This window comes from Actinoplanes sp. TBRC 11911, assembly GCF_012933445.1.
Classification (GTDB): domain Bacteria; phylum Actinomycetota; class Actinomycetes; order Mycobacteriales; family Micromonosporaceae; genus Actinoplanes.
This window is the reverse complement of the sequence record NZ_JABBNC010000045.1, coordinates 39,959-57,941: the sequence shown is the minus strand read 5'-3', so window position 1 is coordinate 57,941 and position 17,983 is coordinate 39,959. Positions and strand designations below refer to the sequence as shown.

Here is a 17,983-nt window from a genome sequence, read left to right as displayed (position 1 = left end):
GCCACCTCAGGTGGCGTGAAGCGCGGCGGCGGTCCGGGCATCGGCCGGCAGGAATGACTCGATCGCCAGCTCGGAGAGGGTGACATCGAGCGGAGTCCCCAGTACCGACGTGATGCTGAAAAATGTGAGATTTTCGAAGCGTAGCGGAACGACCAGGCCCGATCCGGGGGCGCCGTCGACCGTCCCGCCCGGGTAGCCGGCCAGTTCGCGATACAGCTCGCGCAGCACCGGATCGGCGGTCGTGGCGGCCTGCCGGTCGAGCCGGTCCAGCACGTGCGTCCGCCACTCGGCGAGGTTGCCGATCCGGGGTGCCATGCCCTCCGGATGCAGCGACAGGCGCAGCACGTTGACCGGCGGCTCCAGCAGCCAGGCGGCGCACCCCTGGGTGAGCGGGGCGACGGCGTCGTTCGCGTCGACCATCGTCCAGTGGCGGTCGATCAGGACGGCCGGGTACGGGGCGTGACCGGCGAGGACGTCGCGCAGCGAAGACAACACCGCGGCCAGCGGCGCGGCACCCAGGTCCGACTCGGGATGGGCGGGTGCGTAGCCGCCGGCCAGCAGCAGCTCGTTCTGCGACCGCATCGGCACCGCCAACTCCCCGGCCAGGCGCAGGATCATCTCCCGGGTGGGTCGCGAACGGCCCGTCTCCAGGAACGAAAGGTGCCGCGCCGAGACGCCGGCCTGCACGGCGAGCTCGAGCTGGCTCATCCGGCGGGTCGTCCGCCAGTCGCGAAGCCGCGCGCCGACGTCGGTGGGTCCCATGCACGGAGCGTACGCAGGGGAAGGAAGCGCGGCCATTACCCGCGAGGTAATCGACGGCCTTACCCGGCACGGGCGACTGTGGTCCCGTCAACGACGGACGAGAGGACCGAGACGATGAGTGACTTCGACAGCATGGTGGAGCGTTACCTGGCCGTCTGGAACGAGACCGACCCGGCGGCGCGCCGGGCCGCGATCGACGACGTCTTCGCGGACGGGGTGCGCTATGTCGACCCGCTCGCCGCGGTCGAGGGCCGGGACGCCCTGGACGGGCTGATCGGCGCGGTGCAGCAGCAGTTCCCCGGGCTGACCTTCGCGCCGGGCGGGCCGGTCGACGGGCATCACGAGCAGGCGCGCTTCACCTGGAACCTGGGCCCGGCCGGCGCGGAGCCGCTGGTGGTGGGCTTCGACGTGGCGTCGGTGGACGGCGACGGCCGCATCCGCGAGGTGCTCGGCTTCATCGACAAGGCACCGGCGGCCTAGCCCAAAAATGTCATACCCCCTCGGCAGAATGAACCTCTATCCGATGAGGACCATGGGGAGGCCCTGATGGTGGAGATTCTGCCCGGCGTGGGCGTGCCGGCGGCGAGGGTGGGCGAGCATCGCGACGAGGTGGAGCGGCGGATCGGCAAGCCGCTCCACCCGGGCCGAGATAGCCGGGCGGTGTATGACCAGACACCGCTGCTGGTGCTGACCTACGCCGAGGACGAAACGGTCGAGGTGGTCGAGCTGGCCTATTCGGCCGACGGGGGCGAGCAGGTCTTCTTCGACGGCGTCCAGCTGACGTACCGCTTCCTGGACGAGGTGGTGGCCGACCTGGCCGCGCGCGGCTACGGCTACGAGCCGACCGACATCGGCTATCGCTTCGAGCCCGGCTTCGTCGTCTTCTCGATGGGTTCGCTGTGGACGGGCGAGTTGCTGCCGGACGCTTCCGAGGACGACGACGACCGCCCGATCTGCGAGGGCGTGGCGGTCGCCCCGTACGAGTATTTCCGAGAACCGTCCGACGAGGAGATAGAGGCGTATATCGAGGCGCGCCCCGTCCGTCAGGAGCGGAGGTGACGCACTCGACCGGCCACCTGTAGGACGACGGCACCGGCGACGAACCGCAGGGCCGGTGTGCGGCGGGGCTTCGGGCTTGAAGCGCCGTCGTAGCGCATCGCGGCTTCGCGCTCGGCCAGTTCGAGCGCGGCCAGGCGGGGCAGGGCGTCGCGGGCGAGCAGGTCTCGCGCGAGATCCCAGCCGTCGCGCAGTGAGCCCTGCGTCGGACGCGTCGCCGCCCACTCGGCGAACATCGTGTGCCAGCCGTCGCCGAGCCCCGCCGCCAGCATGGGCCACTGCCGCGAGACCTCACCGGCCCGCTTGCGCAACAGGGCCACGCGCGCGGCCTCAAAGCGAAAGGCATCAAATCCATCCGGTACGGGATTTCGGGAGGTGAGCGCTTCGACGAGGCCGGCTTGGCGGGTGGCCAGGCTCCCCGGCCCACCGCCGGGCTGTCCTGCATGGCCCGGCGGGCGGGCCGCCGTGTTCGGGCTGGCTTCGGCCGCGGTTGCCGACGGCATGCCGGTGGCCGCGGCGCCGACCGTGGGGCGGGCGTTCACGCGGTCACCCTCGGGGAGCCGGCCGCGGCGGCGATCGCGTCCAGCTCGGCGGTCAAGGCGCGGGCGGGTGGGTAGTCGCCGTCGCGTTCCAGCAGCAGGGCCGGTGGGCGGTGGCGGGCGCAGAGCTCGGTCACCAGGTCGAGGACCGGCTGCGGGACCGGGCTGGTGTGGGTGTCGTGGTAGAGGCCGCCGTGCTCGGCGCCGCCGGCCACGTGGACGTAGGCGACGCGGTCCAGCGGGAGGCTGTCGAGCAGGGTGAGCGGGTCGGTGCCGCGGTTGCGGGCGTTCGCGTAGACGTTGGCGATGTCCAGCAGCAGGCCGGCGCCGGTGCGGTCGAGGATCTCGGTGATGAAGCGGGCCTCGTCGAGTTCGTCGTCCGGCCAGTCGAACAGCGCGGCGATCGGCTCCAAGGCGATCGGCACCGGCAGCTCGGCCTGGACGCGCTTCACGTTGGCGACCATCGCGTCCACGGCCTCCCAGCTGCGCGGCAGCGGGAGCAGGTGGCCGGCCTCGATGCCGGCCGCGCGAACGAAGGCGATGTGCTCGCTGACCAGCGGCGCGTGCAGGCGCTCCGCGGCCGCGGCCAGCTGGCGGACCCGCGCGGGCTCGACCGGGTCGGCGCCGCCCAGCGAGAGGCGCACGCCGTGCGGAACCACGGTCACCCCGCGGTCCAGCAGCGCGGCCAGCCCTGCGGGCAGGTCACCGTCGGCGTGCACCGACTCGGCCACGACCTCGGTGAACCGCAGGCCCGGCAGCCCCGCGACGAAACCGGCGATCTCGGGCCGCCAGCCGATCCCCACGCCGTAGCCAGAAACAGCGTTCGCTACCGCCTCAGCCACCGCAACCTCCCCCGCCGCAGCCCCCGCCCCCGCCGCAGCTTCCCGTGCTGCAGCCGGAGGCGCTTCCCGTTGCGCCGGCGGTCGCGCCGCCGTCGCCGTAGCCGTAGGCGGCCACGCGCGTCACCTCGGCCTCGGCGGCGAACGCTGGGTCGATCGCGTAGAGCGACGCCGAACCGAACAGCGCCACGCCCATCGCCGAGCCGGCGACGCCGTACGTGGCGTACGCGGGAGATTGGCTTGGTTTGAGGTGGTCGTGGCTCCGGCGCAGCGTGCGTAACGCGCGGACGGCCGAATTCGTGGCCCGGCGCTTGACCCGGAGCAGGGCGATCGTGATGACCACCGACACCACCAGGCAGACGAAGAGATAGCCGACCGGCTTGTCGTTGGCCACCCCGATGACCAGGCGGGCCGCGCCGATCAGCGTCACCGCGCCGGCGACGAAGCCCCAGATGCGGGCCTCGCGCCGCTGAGCGGGGCTCACCGTCAGGCCGAGCCGCTCCAAGCCGTCGCGTATCTGGTCGAGCGCGGAGACCACCATGAAGTCGTCGTGGAGCTCGCGGGCCCGCACGCCGCGCCGGGCCGCGTTGTCGAGGGCGTTGTCGAGCGCTGTCGCGCCGGGCGGAAGCGGGCCGGTCTCGACCAGCGTGCCGCCCGGCCCGGTGCCGATCGTTCCCGCGGTGCGTAAGCCACCCATCGCGGCGTACACGGCCAGCCGCTCGCCGCCGCTCAGGTAGGCGACCTGCTGCGGGTTGAGGTTGTCGACGTGTACGTCTCGAGGCCCGCGGAACAGGATCCGGCGGTGGATCGCGGCCAGCACCACGATCGCCGCCATGGTGCCGATGTAGTAGGCGAGGAAGGTCGTGCCGGGGATGCCCCACGTGTTCGTCATGGGCTTGCCTCCCATGCTCGTCGCGGCTCTGGCCTCATTGTGCAGACGCGCGCAACGCCGCGGGATCAGCCGCGACGAACTGCTTCCTCCACCAGATCGAGGACGCGGCTCAGCTCACCGGCCGGGCGGCCGGTGGCCAGGTGCAGCACCAGACCGTCGTAGGCCAGCTCGAGGAACTGGGTCAGCACCTCGACCGGCACGTCGTCGCGGAGCACGCCGGCCTCGCGCTGGCGCTGCAACCGGTCGCGGGTGGCGTCGGCGATGGCCGCCGAGCGTTCCGCCCAGCGTTTGGCGAACGCCGCATCGGTGCGCAGGCGCCGCGACACCTCGAGCTGGCTGCCGAGCCAGCCGGCCGTGTCGCCGTCGCTGCCGCCGGCCCGGTCCAGCAGGTCCCGCATCACCTGCACGAGGCCGTTGCGGGCCACCGTCTCGACCATCGCGGCCGCGTCATCCTCGGCGACGGCCAGGAACAGCGATTCCTTGTCACGAAAATGGTGGAAAATCGCGCCGCGGGACAGCCCCGTCGCGTCCTCGAGGCGGCGGACCGTGGCACCCTCGTAGCCGAACCGCGCGAAGCAGTCGCGGGCGGCCGCGAGGATTTCGTGGCGTCGCGCTTCTAGCTGGTCCTGGCTTACTCTCGGCACGCCTGGATGGTGTCACGCAGGGCCTTCTCCTTGCAATCCGTACGTACGTCTTGTCAACGGTGTGTGGCATCACGCCCGGATGGTGCGTAATTCCACATCCCGCGCGCAATTGGGGACACTCCCGGACTGTTCGGTAGCCGGGTCGGTCACGTAAAGTGCCCGGGTGCCCCTCATCCTTACGGCTCTTGACGACACCCTGTTGGACCGCAGCGGTGCGTTCAGGCTGTGGGCAAAGGGGTTCCTCGAGGAACTCGGGGCACCACCGGATGATCTGAATTGGTTACTCTCCGTCGATGCGGATGGCCTCACGCCCCGTTGGGACCTCGCCGATCTGATTCGCGAGCGCTACCAGCTGTCCAACCCGTCGATCGACATCCTGGACGAGCTGCGCGAGGGCCCGTTGGCGTACGAGAAACTCGACCCGCTCGTGGGATGCGCCCTGCAGATCGCCGGTGACGCCGGGTTCGTCCCGGTGGTGGTGACCAACGGGCCGGTCGCGGTGGAGGAGACGCGGATCCGCCGCACCGGGCTCGATCAGTACGTCGCCGACTGGGTGATCTCGGAGCAGGCCGGGGTGAGCAAGCCCAACCCGCGGATCTTCGCGATGGCCGCGCAGCGGGTGCGGATGCGGCTCGGCGGCGCCTGGGTGGTCGGCGACAGCCCGGAGGCGGACATCGGCGGCGCGGCCGCGATGGGCCTGCCCAGCGTGTGGCTGCATCGCGGCCGGGACTGGATCGACGACCGGTTCGCGCCGACCCGCGTGGTGGGCAACGTGATCCAGGGTCTGTCCGCCATCATGGCGGCTCGTTAATTCGGTTGCGCCGGCCGGGCGACCTCCGGCACAGTGCGGAGAGTTCCGGCGAAAGAAGGAGGTGTGGGAGACATGGCTGTCTTGGTGATGCGTGCTGCCCAGACCTTGATTCCTTCTTTCTCCGAGGAGAACCTCCAGTGCGCGAGCACGACTCTTTCGGCTCCGGAACGATGCGCCGCGGCCGACGCAAGTTCGACGACGACGAACCTGACTTCGTAAAGCGCGGGCGGCTCGAGCCGCACCTGAGCGAAGATCCCGACCTGCCCGAGACCGGCGACGCCTGGTCCACCTGGGACGGCGCCGAGCACGGTCCCGAGCCCCGGCCCGAGTGGGTCCGCACCGAGCACGGCGCGGTCGACACCGAGCTGGGCATGCTCAAGACCGGCAAGGAAGCCGACGTCTATCTGGTCCGGCGCGCGGTGGCGGACACCGGCAAGGTGAGCATGCTGGCCGCCAAGCGTTATCGCGACGGCGACCACCGGCTCTTCCACCGCGACGCCGGTTATCTGGAAGGGCGCCGGGTGCGCCGATCGCGCGAGATGCGGGCGATGACCAACCGCACCTCGTTCGGCAAGGAGCTGATCGCCGGCCAGTGGGCGGCCGCCGAGTTCGGCGCGCTGTCCCACCTGTGGGAGGTGGGCCGGCAGAGCGGGCTCATCCGCGTGCCGTACCCGGTGCAGCTGCGCGGTACCGAGGTGATGCTGGAGTTCATCGGCGACTGGGAGACCGGCGAGGCGGCGCCACGGCTCGCCCAGGTGCGGGCGGACAAGGACACGCTGGCCGACCTGTGGCGGCAGATGACCGACGCGCTGTCGGTGCTGGCCCGGTCCCAGGTGGCGCACGGCGACCTGTCGCCCTACAACACGCTGGTGCACGAGGGGAAACTCGTGCTCATCGACCTTCCGCAGATCGTCGACGTCATCGCGAACCCGCAGGGCGCCGACTTCATCGCCCGGGACGTGCGCAACGTCGCAGCCTGGTTCGCCGCGCGCGGCCTGGACGTGGACGCGGACGCGCTGCTGGCGAGGCTGCTCTACGAGGCAGGCCTGCGGTGAACGACTTAAACGATGGGCACGGGCCGCGCTGCGGCCCGTGCCGGGTCACTGCAGGTAACCCTCGACCTCACCGACGCTGTGGGCCTGCTCGGAGTTCGGGTCGTTGCCCGCGGTGCGAGCGGCCCGGCGCCGGCGTAGCAGGTCCCAGCACTGGTCGAGGGCCTCTTCGAGATCCTTGAGCCGGGCGTGCTCGTCCTTCGAGGAGATCGTCCCGTCGCTCAGCTGCTGGCGCAGCCCATGCTCCTCGTTGACTAAGTCGTGGATGCGGCTCAGCACACTGTTGTCGTCCATAACCGCAGCCTATTCATCAGCCGGGGGCGGGGCGCGGCCGGAGTCTTGATCGTGGTGTGACGGTGGCGATACCCGCTCGCGTCGTGCCCGGATCATGATGCCTGCGGCGCCCCGGCGGGCGGGCCCCCTGGCCTGCGGTGTCGCGGATGTTGTCTACCGAGTGTGATGTCAGGGTTGCGCGAGTCCGAGCCTAGAAGTACGCATGTGTGCGGATGTGACTGGTCGTTTGCGGATGGCAACCTTTGCGGCGAGAGAAGCGCTCGCGCTGTGGTGTTCGGCCCGGTGCGCGCAGTCCGCGGGTGGAGCCCGGTCGGCCGCAAGGCCGGAACGGTACGCCGCGACGCCGGGGGGCGGCGTCGAGGGGTGCCGAAGCGACGGTGGGGCGTTGCTGGGGCCGCGGACTTTGGGTCGTCGAGGGAGTGGGGGCTTCCGACGACGACAGACGGGCACCGCCCGGATGCCCGCCAGCGTCCGGGCGGTGCCGTCACTCACTGTGTCGGATTCATGTCTTACCTAGCGTGGTCATGTTCAATTACTGTGCATAGACTCGCGCCCATGGAGGCTCAGCTCGACGAGACTGGCGGCATCATCGATCAGCTTGCCGAGGCGACCGTCGAGCGGTTGCACGCCCTTGACTCGTCCACATATCGCCTGCTCAGCATGGCTGCGGTGCTGGGTGAAACGTTTGAAGTGCACGATCTCGCGACGGTGCTGGGACGGCCCGCGTCCAGCATGGTGGACTCACTGGCAGAGGCGCACGCCGCCGAAATCCTGATCGAGACCAGCGACGGGCATCTCACGTTCCGTGGTCGAATCCTGTGGGACGCGCTGATCAACGAGTTGTCCTCGTCACTTCGGACCGCGCTGCACCGCCAGTTCGCCGAGGCGCTCGCCCACCGCGGTGCGGACTTCTGCAAGGTCGCCGACCAACTGCGGGCCGCGCCCGGACCGACCGAGCCGTGGGTGGTGCGCTGGCTGTCCGCGGTACCGGAACAGACGCTGAGCCGGATCGCCGAGCCGGCCGCCGATCTGCTGGAGTCGGCGGTGGAGAGCCCGGCCCTGCCGGCCTCGGACCGCGATGAGCTGATCTTCCGGCTGATGAAGGTGCTGCACAACCTGGACCGCGACACGGGGGCCGACGAGCTGGCCGTCGAGATGCTGCGGGACTCGGCCGACGCGCGGTACCGCGGGCGCGCCTGGCTGATCCGGATCGTCACCGCGAACCGGCAGCAGCGCCTCGACGAGTCGGTCGCCCTCGCGACGGCGTCGCTGGCCGATCCCGTTCTCCTACCCGGCACCCGTGCCCTGATCCGGGCACGCGCGGCCGCGGCGCTGACCAAGCAGGACGAGCTCGCGCGCGGCCGGGCCGAGGCGGCCCGGGCACTGACCGAGGCCGAGGAGGCCGGCGACGCGCTGGCCGCCGGTCACGCGCGGCTGGTTCTCTCGCACATCGACCGGGAGCCGGCGGCGGCGATCGCTCATCTGGACGCGGGCCTGGCCGCACTCGGCGCGAACGACGACCCGGACCTGCGGATGCTGCTGCTCGACAACCGGCTGGCGGCGCTGAACAACCTGGGCCGGGCCGAAGAGTTCCGGGCCACCGCGCACCAGGCGCCCGCCCTGGCCCGGCACGGCACTCCGAACCGGACGAGCCGCCTGCTCTTCGCGGCGGCGATGGGCAGCTACGACTTCGGCTGGTGGGACGAGGCGCTGCGGTACCTGGAGCAGATCCCCGAGGACATCCCCGGAGCGCCGAAGATCGGCCGGCACGGGCTGGCCGCGATGATCCACGCCCACCGCGAGCAGTGGGACGAGGTCGCGTGGCACCTCGCGATCACCAACAAGATCCCGGTCGTGTCCACCGACGCGCGGATCTGGTCCGGCTACATGGTGGCCGCCGACGCGATGCGCGCGGTCACCGACGGCGACCTGCGCAAGGCCGCCGACCTGCTGTCGATCTGGCTGAACCCGCCGACGCCGTTCGACGGCCGCGAGCGCTTCATGTGGCTGCCGCCGCTAGTGCGGGTGGCGCGCACGCTCGGCGACACCGAACTGGCCGAGTCCGTCGCGGTGACCGCCGAGGAGGACGCCCGCAAGCCGGACGCGCCGGTCATGCAGCGGGCGGCGGGCCGGTTCGGGCGTGCCCAGCTCACCGGCGACACGGGCGAGCTGCTGGCGCTGGCCAAACTGTACGGCGACCACCACTGGCTGCACCTGCGGGCGTTCGCGATCGAGGAGGCGGCCGTGCACTACGCCGCCGCCGGGCAGGCCGACGCCGCGCGGGCCGCGTTCAACGACGCGGTCCGCGGCTACTCCGCCCTGGGCGCGACCTGGGACGTGCGCCGCGTGGATGCCCGGTTGCGCCCGCTCGGCATCCGCCGCGGCAGCCGCACGCTGGACCAGCGCGCCGAGTCCGGCTGGGAGGCACTGACGCCGGCCGAGCGCCGGGTCGCCGAGCTGGTCGCCACCGGCCGCTCCAACCCGGACGTGGCCAGCCTGCTGTTCCTGTCGCCGCGCACGGTCCAGACCCACGTCACGCACATCCTGCGCAAGCTGGGCTACTCGTCCCGCACCGACCTGATCAGGGACGCCGGCCGCAGATAAGCGAGGAGTGTGTTGCCGCGTTGATGAGTTCAGGCTTCGGACGCCGCCGGCGAAGCCGTCGTCGGTCGCAGCCTGAACTCATCAACTCTCCGCGGCGCACACGCGATCGAGCGCGGCTAGCTCAGCATCTTCCGGAGGACGAACTGAAGGATGCCGCCGTGGCGGTAGTAGTCCGCCTCGCCGGGGGTGTCGATCCGGACGACGGCGTCGAACTCGACCCCGGTGTCCGTGGTGACCTTGACGGTGCGCGGGGTGTCGCCGTCGTTCAGCGCGGTGACCCCGGTGACCGCGAACGTCTCCGTGCCGGTCAGGCCCAGCGACTCGGCGCTCTGGCCCGGCGGGAACTGCAGCGGCAGCACGCCCATGCCGATCAGGTTCGACCGGTGGATCCGCTCGTAGCTCTCGGCGATGACCGCGCGGACGCCCAGCAGCATCGTGCCCTTGGCCGCCCAGTCCCGCGACGAGCCCGAGCCGTACTCCTTGCCGGCCAGGATGACCAGCGGAACACCGGCCTCCTGGTACGCCACCGAGGCGTCGTAGATCGTGGTCTGGTCGCCGCTGAGGTGGTTGACCGTGAAGCCGCCCTCGACGCCCGGCACGAGCTGGTTCCGCAGCCGGATGTTGGCGAACGTGCCGCGGATCATGACCTCGTGGTTGCCGCGCCGCGAGCCGTAGCTGTTGAACTCGTGCCGCGCGACGCCGTGCTCGGCCAGGTATTTACCGGCGGGGGAGTCCGGTTTGATCGAGCTGGCCGGTGAGATGTGGTCGGTGGTGACGGAGTCGCCCAGCTTGGCGAGCACCCGCGCGCCGGCGATGTCGGACACCGGCGCCGGCGACGCCGCCATGCCCTCGAAGTACGGGGGCTTCCGCACGTACGTCGAGTCGTCGGCCCAGGCGAACGTGTCACCGGTCGGGGTGGGCAGCGACCGCCACTGCTCGTCGCCCGCGAAGACGTCCGAGTAGGCCGAGCTGAAGCCGGTCGCGCCGATCGTCGAGGCGATGACGTCGTCGATCTCCTTGGCGCTCGGCCAGATGTCGGTCAGGAAGACCGGCTTGCCGTCCGACCCGGTGCCCAGCGGCTCGGTCGTGATGTCCAGGTCCATCGTGCCGGCCAGCGCGTACGCCACGACGAGCGGCGGCGACGCCAGGTAGTTCATCTTGACGTCCGGGTTGATCCGGCCCTCGAAGTTGCGGTTGCCGGAGAGCACGCTGACCGCGGTCAGGTCGTTCTCGTTGACCGCCGCGGAGATCGCCTCGGGCAGCGGCCCGGAGTTGCCGATGCAGGTGGTGCAGCCGTACCCGACCAGGTTGAAGCCCAGCTTGTCCAGATAAGGCGTCAGACCCGCGCGGTCGTAGTAGTCCATGACGACCTTCGAACCCGGCGCCAGCGTCGTCTTCACCCACGGCTTGCGCGACAGCCCGCGCTCGACCGCGTTCCGCGCGAGCAGCGCCGCGCCGATCATGACCTGCGGGTTCGACGTGTTCGTGCAGGACGTGATGGCGGCGATGACGACCGCGCCGTGGTCCAGCTCGAACTCGACCCCGTCGTCACCGGTCACCCGGATCGGCTTGGACGCGCGGCCGTTCGACCCCTCGGCGGCGCTGGGCACGTGGCGCGGCTTGTCCGAGTCGTCCTGCACGTCGTTGGCCGGGGCGTCGGACGCCGGGAACGACTCGGCGCTCGCCTCGTCCGCGTGGCCCTCGACGTCGACGTAGTTGACCAGCACGTCGCGGAACATCGGCTTCGCGGCGTTCAGCGGCACCCGGTCCTGCGGGCGCTTCGGCCCGGCCAGCGACGGCACGATCGTCGACAGGTCCAGTTCGAGCTTTTCCGAGTAGTTCGGCTCGGCCGCCGGGTCCAGCCACAGGCCCTGCCGCTTCGCGTACGCCTCGACGAGCGCGACCTGCTGCTCGGTGCGGCCGGTCAGCTTGAGGTACTTGATGGTCTCGTCGTCGATCGGGAAGATCGCGACGGTCGAGCCGTACTCCGGCGACATGTTGCCGATCGTGGCCCGGTTCGCCAGCGGGACCGCGCTGACGCCGGGCCCGTAGAACTCGACGAACTTGCTGACCACGCCGTGCTCGCGCAGCATCTCGGTGATCGTCAGCACCAGGTCGGTGGCGGTGGTGCCGGCCGGCATCTCGCCGGACAGCTTGAAGCCGACGACCCGGGGGATGAGCATGCTGACCGGCTGGCCCAGCATCGCGGCCTCGGCCTCGATGCCGCCCACGCCCCAGCCGAGCACGCCCAGGCCGTTGACCATGGTGGTGTGCGAGTCGGTGCCGACGACCGTGTCCGGATAGGCCTGCCCGTTGCGCTCCATGATGGTGCGCGCCAGATACTCGATGTTGACCTGGTGCACGATGCCGGTGCCGGGCGGGACCACCTTGAACTCGTTGAACGCGGTCTGGCCCCAGCGCAGGAATTGATACCGCTCGCGGTTGCGCTGGTATTCCAGCTCGACGTTGCGGGCGAACGCGTCCTCGCGGCCGAACAGGTCGGCGATCACCGAGTGGTCGATGACCAGCTCGGCCGGCGCCAGCGGGTTGACCTTCGAAGCGTCGCCGCCGAGCTCGCGGACCGCCTCGCGCATGGTGGCCAGGTCGACCACGCAGGGCACGCCGGTGAAGTCCTGCATCAGCACGCGCGCCGGGGTGAACTGGATCTCCACGCTCGGGTCGGCGCTCGGATCCCAGCCGCCGAGCGCGCGGATGTGGTCGGCGGTGATGTTGGCGCCGTCCTCCGTGCGGAGCAGGTTCTCCAGGAGGATCTTCAGGGAGTAGGGCAGCCGGTCGTGCCCCTCGACCTTGTCGATCGTGAAAATCTCGTAGCTCGCGTCTGCGACGGAAAGCTCACTCTTCGCACCAAAGGTGTCGAGGCTGGCCACGTCATCTCCTTCACACCCAGCGACTGGAAATCAAAGTCTTTCGCACCGATCGGGGGAGCCTTCGGCTTAGGCACGCCTAACCCTCGGTGGGTGTCTCTCGTAAACCGTACGTCCGTCTTGTAATGCCGCGCAAGGCGGGGTCAGGTTCTGGCGCGGATCGAGAATTCATTGCTTGCCGTGTACGCCGGTTGGAGCGCGACGCCGTCGATCCGCACCGAGGGCAGCACGAACGCGGCCCGCTTGTCCACGATGTCGTCCCGGAACCGGCCCAGGCGGACGGGCTCCGCCCCGGCGGCCGGACGCAGCCACAGCTCCCACATGCCGGGCGGCAGCGCGCCGACCGACCCCCGGAACCCGGCCCCGTCGGTCACGATCCGCAACGGCATGATCTGCTCGCCGTCACGGGCCTCCAGCGACGCGTCCTCGAAGTGCGCCCCGAACAGCCGGCCGGCGACGTGGACGCCCTCGGAGTCCGCGTCCACGTCGCCGACCTCCGCGTAGACCTCCCGGTCCCAGACGCGCATGCCCAGCACGCCGTCCGGACCGCGGAACGGCAGCTGGATCCGGGCGCCGACCGGACCGTCCAGCAGCGCTCTCGTGTCGCGCCGCCCGGCCTGCACCGGGGTGCCGTCGTCGCGCACCAGCCGGAACACGCCCGGCCCGTCGGGCTGCCAGGACACGCCTTCGGGCAGCGGCGCGACGCCGTCCCAGTCGAGCACCGGATCGGTCACCGACGGCGCCGGACCGAGCACGGTCATCGGACGCGGCCGCCGCCACCGGCGCTTGCCGCGGGCCAGCTCGTGGAACAACTCCTCGTACCGCTCGGCGATCGGGGCCGGGTCGTACCGCGCGGAGTTCGCCAGCGCGGCCGCGGCCATCGAGCGGCGCAGCTCGTCGTCGTTGATCACGCGGAGCAGCGCGTCGCCGAGCGCGTCCGGATCGCCGACCGGCGTGAGCAGCCCGTCCTCGCCGTCGCGCAGGATCTCGCCGGGACCCCACCGCGCGTCGGTGCTGACCACCGGCACGCCCGAGCGCATCGCCTCGACCAGGGTGATCCCGAAGGACTCCTTGTCGGCCGACACGGCGGCGATCGCCGCCTTCGCCCACTCCGGCTCGATCGGCGTGACCGGGCCCATCAACCGGACGTGGTTGTGCAGGCCCAGCTCGAGCACCAGCTCGCGGAGGACCGCGGTCTCCTTGCCCAGGCCGTAGACGCGCAGCGTCCAATCCGGCCGCTCGGCGACCACCTTGGCGAACGCGCGCACCAGCACGTCGTACCGCTTGCTGGGGATCAGCCGGCCGGCCGCCACGACGAGTTTCGCCCGTCCGTGTGACGGCGGCACGCCCGGCTCGGGCACCCCGTTCGGGATGTGCAGCAACCGGGTGCGGCGCAGGGACAGGTGGGCGCGATAGTCCGCGGCGTCGCGCTCGGAGACCGTGACGAAGGCGTCCAGCTTGCCGATGTGCTTCGGCATCAGCTGGCGCAGCGCCTTGCGGTGGGCGCCGCGCGTGAGGTGCTCCTGCCCGATGCGCACCATGCGTCTCGGGGCGAAGGCCGCCGTGTACGCGATGAGGCCCGGCCGGGTCGCGATGACCACGTCGGCATCGCTGCGGCGCAGGAACGCGCGGTAGCGACGCTCGACGAAACGGTCGTAACCGGCGGCGCGGACGTCCGAGCGCGGGTAGACCCGGGCCGGCTCGCCCCGGCCGCGGCCGTCCGGCTCGTGATCGGGATGCCCGGCCCGGGTCTCGATCAGAGACATCAGCCGGATCGCCGGGTCGGCGCGCAGGTGCGGCACGTCGCGCGGGCGCACGGTGCTGAGGACCTCGACGTCGTGGCCGCGGGCGGCGAGCGCGGCACCAAGATTGAACGTGGTCTTGATCGTCCCGCCAATGCCGAACGCGTCGTTGATCAGAAACAGCACCCTCATCGCCGGGCCTCCTTGCTCGGAAGGCTCGCCACGTTATCGGGTTGTGGGCCGCGGCGTTTACCCCTGTGGACAACGGGGCATCCGCCACCCGTGCAGGCACCCACCGATCTGGCTCGCCTGAGCGAGTTCTTCGACCGCTACGGCGTCGCGCTCACCACGGGTGACGTCGCCGCCGTGGCGGGCTGTTACGCGCTGCCCGGCATGGTGGTCGCGAACTCGTACAGCTTCACCTTCGCCACCCCGGCCGCCGTCGCGCTCTCCTTCCTCGGCGCCGCCCCGGCCTACCGCGAGCAGCGGATCGTCGCCGCGAATGCCCAGCTCACCGACGTGCAGCAGCTGTCCGGCGCGCTGATGATGGTGGCCGTCGAATGGGAGTATCTGGACAGCGGGGGCAACTCGGTGCCCGGCGAGAGCTATCGCTATCTGCTGCGGATCGAGGCGGACGGGCCGCGGATCACCACGGTGATCGCAGCCGACTGAAACTGTCGCACCGAGGTGCCAGGATGTCCCGGTGACCGAAGCCCTGGGCATTTTCGTCGACCGCACCACGATCGCCCTGCCGCCCTCGTTCGGGGATGCGCCGGGGCTGATGTTGATCAATGGCGCGACCGAGGTGCCGCTCACCCTGCGGCCCGGTGGCCTGTTCCAGGCACAGATCCGGAAATTCCGGCACCTTGCTGGATATCGGGCCTATTCGGTGCGCGAGCTGAGCGACGCCGCGCTCGGCGACCTGCTGCGCGGCGACCCGCACGTCGCCGGGGCGCGGGCCACGACCGGTGTCCAGATCGCCGGCGTCCTCGACGACCCGTACGCCGAGGCCGCCGACGCGGAACTCGGCCCGGTCATCGAGGACGGCGTGCCCCGCCTGTCGGTCTGGGCGCCCACCGCCCTACCGATACCGCGTCGAGGTCTGGCATCCCGGCGCCCGCGACGTGATCACCACCGAGGTCACCGATCCGTACTCGGTGGGGCTCACCGCCGACTCCACGCACAGCCTGCTCGTCGACCTGGACGACCCACGGCTCGCCCCGCCCGGGTGGGCGGCGCTGGTCAAGCCGCCCCCGGTCGCCCCGGCCCGGATGCAGATCGCCGAGGTGTCCGTCCGCGACTTCTCCATCGGCGACGAGTCGCTGCCCGCCGCCGAGCGCGGGACGTTCGCGGCGTTCACCCGCCCCGGCTCCACCTCGATGCGGCACCTGCGCTCGCTCGCCGGTGCCGGGCTCACCCACCTGCACCTGATGCCGGTGTTCGACTTCGCCGGCGTCCCCGACCGCCGCGCCGACCAGGCGGTGCCCGGCGTCGACCTGGCCACGTTCCCGCCCGACTCGGCCGAGCAGCAGAGCGCGATCGCCAAGGTGGCCGACCACGACGGCTACAACTGGGGCTACAACCCGTGGCACCACACCACGCCGGAGGGCAGCTACGCGCTCGACCCGGACGGCCCGGCCCGCATCCGGGAGTTCCGGGCGATGGTGGCCGCCCTCAACGCGGCCGGCCTGCGCGTGGTCCTCGACGTCGTCTACAACCACACCGCCGGCGAGAGCGTGCTCGACCGCATCGTCCCCGGCTACTACCACCGCCGCGCCCGGGACGGCTCGGCCGGCGCGGACACGGCCACCGAGCACATGATGATGGCCAAGCTCGTCATCGACTCCGTCGTGACCTGGGCGACGGCGTACCAGGTCGACGGTTTCCGGTTTGATCTGATGGGTCACCACCCGCGCGGCAACATCCTCGAGGTGCGCAACGCGCTCGACCACCTGCCCGGCGGCCGCGACATCGTGCTGTACGGCGAGGGCTGGGACTTCGGCGAGGTGCGCGGCGGCGCGCGGTTCGCCCAGGCGACCCAGCTCAACATGGCCGGGACGGGGATCGGCACGTTCAACGACCGGCTGCGTGACGCGGTGCGCGGCGGCGGAGCGCTGGACGCCGACCCGACCGCGCGGGGCTTCGTGACCGGAGACCCGGCCCCGGACACGCACGACGAGATCAAGGTGGGGCTGGCGGGCGGCCTCGCGTCGTACGAGTTCGTCACGCACACCGGCGAGCGGCGCCGCGGCTCCGAGATCGACTATCGCGGCGCCCCCAGCGGCTACACGGCGGCCCCCGGCGAGTCGATCAACTATGTGGACGCCCACGACAACGAGATCCTCTACGACGCGCTGGCGTTCAAGCTGCCACGCGAGACCGGCCCGGACGACCGGGCCCGCCTGCAGGTGCTCGCGCTGGCGCTGGTGGTGTTCGGCCAGGGCGCCGGCTTCGTGGCGCTGGGCAGCGAGCGGCTGCGGTCCAAGTCGCTCGACCGCAACTCCTACGACTCCGGCGACTGGTTCAACCGGATCAGGTGGGACCCGGCCGAGGGCAACGGCTTCGGTGCCGGGCTGCCCCGAAGCGACGAGAACGAGGCGCGGTGGCACTGGGCCCGGCCCCTGCTCGCCGATCCGGCCCTGGTTCCGCCGCCCGAGCTGATCGAGGCCACCGCCGAGCGCTACCGCGAACTGCTGCGCATCCGCCGGGAGTCGCCGGTCTTCGGCCTGCCCAGCGCCGAGGAGGTGCAGCGACGGGTGTCCTTCCCGCTCGGCGGCCCGGACGAGACACCCGGCGTCATCGTCCTGGACCTGGACGCGACCGGCATCGATCCACGCTGGTCACGGCTCGTGGTGGTGTTCAACGCCCGGGCGCAGGAGACCGTCCAGTCCCTTCCCGCCGCCGGACTGCGGCTGCATCCCGAGCTGACGGCGGATCCCTTACTGCGTACCGCGCGGGCCGGCGACGCGGGCTTGACCGTTCCGGCGCGGTCCGTTGCCGTATTTGTTACCGATCTCCCCTGATAGCTGAGCTGCGCTAACTCGCTGTATGGCGAACAATGACACTCTGAAAGTGTCGAGCGAAGGGACGAAGCTTTGCGCGAGGTGGACTACGACGAGCGGCAGTACCGCGTGTACGCGCAGGCACGCGCACTGCCGGAGACGACGATCGCCGGATGGATGAGCGCATTCGCCCGGCACGCCCCACCGGCACGCCCGCTCACCGTGCTCGACCTCGGGTCCGGCACCGGCCGCTTCACCCCGGCGCTGGCCGCCACGTTCGGCGGCCCGGTCTACGGCGTCGAGCCCTCGGGGCGGATGCGCGAGGTGGCGGAGGACCATGCGGCCGATCCCGCGGTGACCTACCTCGACGGATCCGCCGAGGCCATCCCGCTGCCCGACGCCGGCTGCGACCTGGTGCTCATGTTCCTGGTGCTGCACCACGTCCGTGACCAGGCCGCGGCCGCCGCCGAGGTGGCCCGCGTGCTGCGCCCCGGCGGCCGCGTGCTGATCCGCAGCGCCTTCCCGGAGCGTCTGCCGGAGCTTCTCCGGTACGACTACTTCCCCGGCGCGCGCACCGTCGACGAGCAGGTCTTCCCCCGGATGGACCACACCATCGACCTGTTCACCGGTGCCGGCCTGCGGTTCGTCGAGCTGGACGAGGTGCAGCAGGAGATCGCCGGCAGCCTCTCCGAGTATGCCGACCGCCTGCGCCTGCGCGGCTCGTCGACGTTCGAGCGCCTCACCGAGGAGGAGATCGCGGCGGGCTTCGCCGCGCTGGACGCGGCGGTGGCCGCCGAGTCCCGCCCGCGCCCGGTCATCGAGGACAGCGACATCCTCGTGTTCGAGCGGCGGGCGGAATAA

The 17,983-nt window shown here is 71.2% G+C and carries 15 protein-coding genes and 1 pseudogene; 8 read left to right on the top strand and 8 right to left on the bottom strand.

Annotated features, from left to right (window positions below; translation table 11 throughout):
- Positions 1 to 6: 6 nt before the first annotated feature.
- Complete coding sequence (locus tag HH310_RS38740) at positions 7 to 762, bottom strand: helix-turn-helix domain-containing protein (RefSeq protein ID WP_169180736.1); 756 nt, start codon at positions 760 to 762, stop codon at positions 7 to 9.
- Positions 763 to 876: 114 nt separating this feature from the next.
- On the opposite strand from HH310_RS38740, the gene HH310_RS38735 reads away from it, so the two are divergent.
- Entirely contained in the window at positions 877 to 1,242 is a 366-nt protein-coding gene (locus HH310_RS38735) for a nuclear transport factor 2 family protein (RefSeq protein WP_169180735.1), read from the top strand.
- Between the two features lie 66 nt (positions 1,243 to 1,308).
- Positions 1,309 to 1,821: a hypothetical protein gene (locus HH310_RS38730; RefSeq protein ID WP_211193171.1), complete on the top strand. Its 513-nt coding sequence runs from the start codon at positions 1,309 to 1,311 to the stop codon at positions 1,819 to 1,821.
- Here HH310_RS38730 and HH310_RS38725 read toward each other — a convergent pair.
- The 4 genes from HH310_RS38725 to HH310_RS38710 form a co-directional block, all read right to left on the bottom strand.
- The gene (locus tag HH310_RS38725) at positions 1,806 to 2,321 is read right to left on the bottom strand and encodes a hypothetical protein (RefSeq protein WP_396027571.1); all 516 of its coding nucleotides are present in this window, start codon (positions 2,319 to 2,321) and stop codon (positions 1,806 to 1,808) included. The genes HH310_RS38730 and HH310_RS38725 overlap by 16 nt on opposite strands.
- A gap of 35 nt (positions 2,322 to 2,356) precedes the next feature.
- Positions 2,357 to 3,199: a DUF692 domain-containing protein gene (locus tag HH310_RS38720; RefSeq protein WP_169180734.1), complete on the bottom strand. Its 843-nt coding sequence runs from the start codon at positions 3,197 to 3,199 to the stop codon at positions 2,357 to 2,359.
- Positions 3,192 to 4,088 carry a TIGR04222 domain-containing membrane protein gene (locus HH310_RS38715; protein WP_169180733.1) on the bottom strand — a complete coding sequence of 299 codons (897 nt, stop codon included), beginning with the start codon at positions 4,086 to 4,088 and terminating at the stop codon, positions 3,192 to 3,194. The genes HH310_RS38720 and HH310_RS38715 overlap by 8 nt, the downstream gene beginning before the upstream one ends.
- 65 nt (positions 4,089 to 4,153) lie before the next feature.
- Entirely contained in the window at positions 4,154 to 4,732 is a 579-nt protein-coding gene (locus tag HH310_RS38710) for a TetR/AcrR family transcriptional regulator (RefSeq protein ID WP_169180732.1), read from the bottom strand.
- A 163-nt stretch (positions 4,733 to 4,895) separates the two neighbouring features.
- Here HH310_RS38710 and HH310_RS38705 point away from each other — a divergent pair, with 163 nt between their 5' ends.
- Both HH310_RS38705 and HH310_RS38700 read left to right on the top strand, forming a co-directional pair.
- Positions 4,896 to 5,543 (top strand): HAD family hydrolase, encoded by a 648-nt coding sequence (locus tag HH310_RS38705; RefSeq protein WP_169180731.1) that lies wholly within the window; start codon positions 4,896 to 4,898, stop codon positions 5,541 to 5,543.
- Positions 5,544 to 5,680: 137 nt separating this feature from the next.
- Positions 5,681 to 6,598 (top strand): serine protein kinase RIO, encoded by a 918-nt coding sequence (locus tag HH310_RS38700; RefSeq protein WP_396027568.1) that lies wholly within the window; start codon positions 5,681 to 5,683, stop codon positions 6,596 to 6,598.
- A gap of 45 nt (positions 6,599 to 6,643) precedes the next feature.
- Here HH310_RS38700 and HH310_RS38695 read toward each other — a convergent pair whose 3' ends face one another.
- Positions 6,644 to 6,889: a DUF2630 family protein gene (locus HH310_RS38695; protein ID WP_169180730.1), complete on the bottom strand. Its 246-nt coding sequence runs from the start codon at positions 6,887 to 6,889 to the stop codon at positions 6,644 to 6,646.
- Positions 6,890 to 7,444: 555 nt separating this feature from the next.
- Between HH310_RS38695 and HH310_RS38690 the strand changes: the two genes are divergently transcribed.
- Complete coding sequence (locus HH310_RS38690; RefSeq protein ID WP_169180729.1) at positions 7,445 to 9,493, top strand: helix-turn-helix transcriptional regulator; 2,049 nt, start codon at positions 7,445 to 7,447, stop codon at positions 9,491 to 9,493.
- A gap of 116 nt (positions 9,494 to 9,609) precedes the next feature.
- Here HH310_RS38690 and acnA read toward each other — a convergent pair whose 3' ends face one another.
- Both acnA and HH310_RS38680 read right to left on the bottom strand, forming a co-directional pair.
- Positions 9,610 to 12,381: an aconitate hydratase AcnA gene (gene acnA, locus HH310_RS38685; RefSeq protein ID WP_169180728.1), complete on the bottom strand. Its 2,772-nt coding sequence runs from the start codon at positions 12,379 to 12,381 to the stop codon at positions 9,610 to 9,612.
- Positions 12,382 to 12,521: 140 nt separating this feature from the next.
- Complete coding sequence (locus HH310_RS38680) at positions 12,522 to 14,312, bottom strand: glycosyltransferase (RefSeq protein ID WP_169180727.1); 1,791 nt, start codon at positions 14,310 to 14,312, stop codon at positions 12,522 to 12,524.
- A gap of 90 nt (positions 14,313 to 14,402) precedes the next feature.
- Here HH310_RS38680 and HH310_RS38675 point away from each other — a divergent pair, with 90 nt between their 5' ends.
- From HH310_RS38675 to HH310_RS38665, 3 genes and pseudogenes are all read left to right on the top strand, one after another.
- Positions 14,403 to 14,792 carry a hypothetical protein gene (locus HH310_RS38675; protein WP_169180726.1) on the top strand — a complete coding sequence of 130 codons (390 nt, stop codon included), beginning with the start codon at positions 14,403 to 14,405 and terminating at the stop codon, positions 14,790 to 14,792.
- Between the two features lie 52 nt (positions 14,793 to 14,844).
- A pseudogene (gene pulA / locus HH310_RS38670) lies at positions 14,845 to 17,143 on the top strand (pullulanase-type alpha-1,6-glucosidase); the annotation flags it as partial.
- Positions 17,144 to 17,224: 81 nt separating this feature from the next.
- Positions 17,225 to 17,983 carry a class I SAM-dependent methyltransferase gene (locus HH310_RS38665; RefSeq protein ID WP_312034603.1) on the top strand — a complete coding sequence of 253 codons (759 nt, stop codon included), beginning with the start codon at positions 17,225 to 17,227 and terminating at the stop codon, positions 17,981 to 17,983.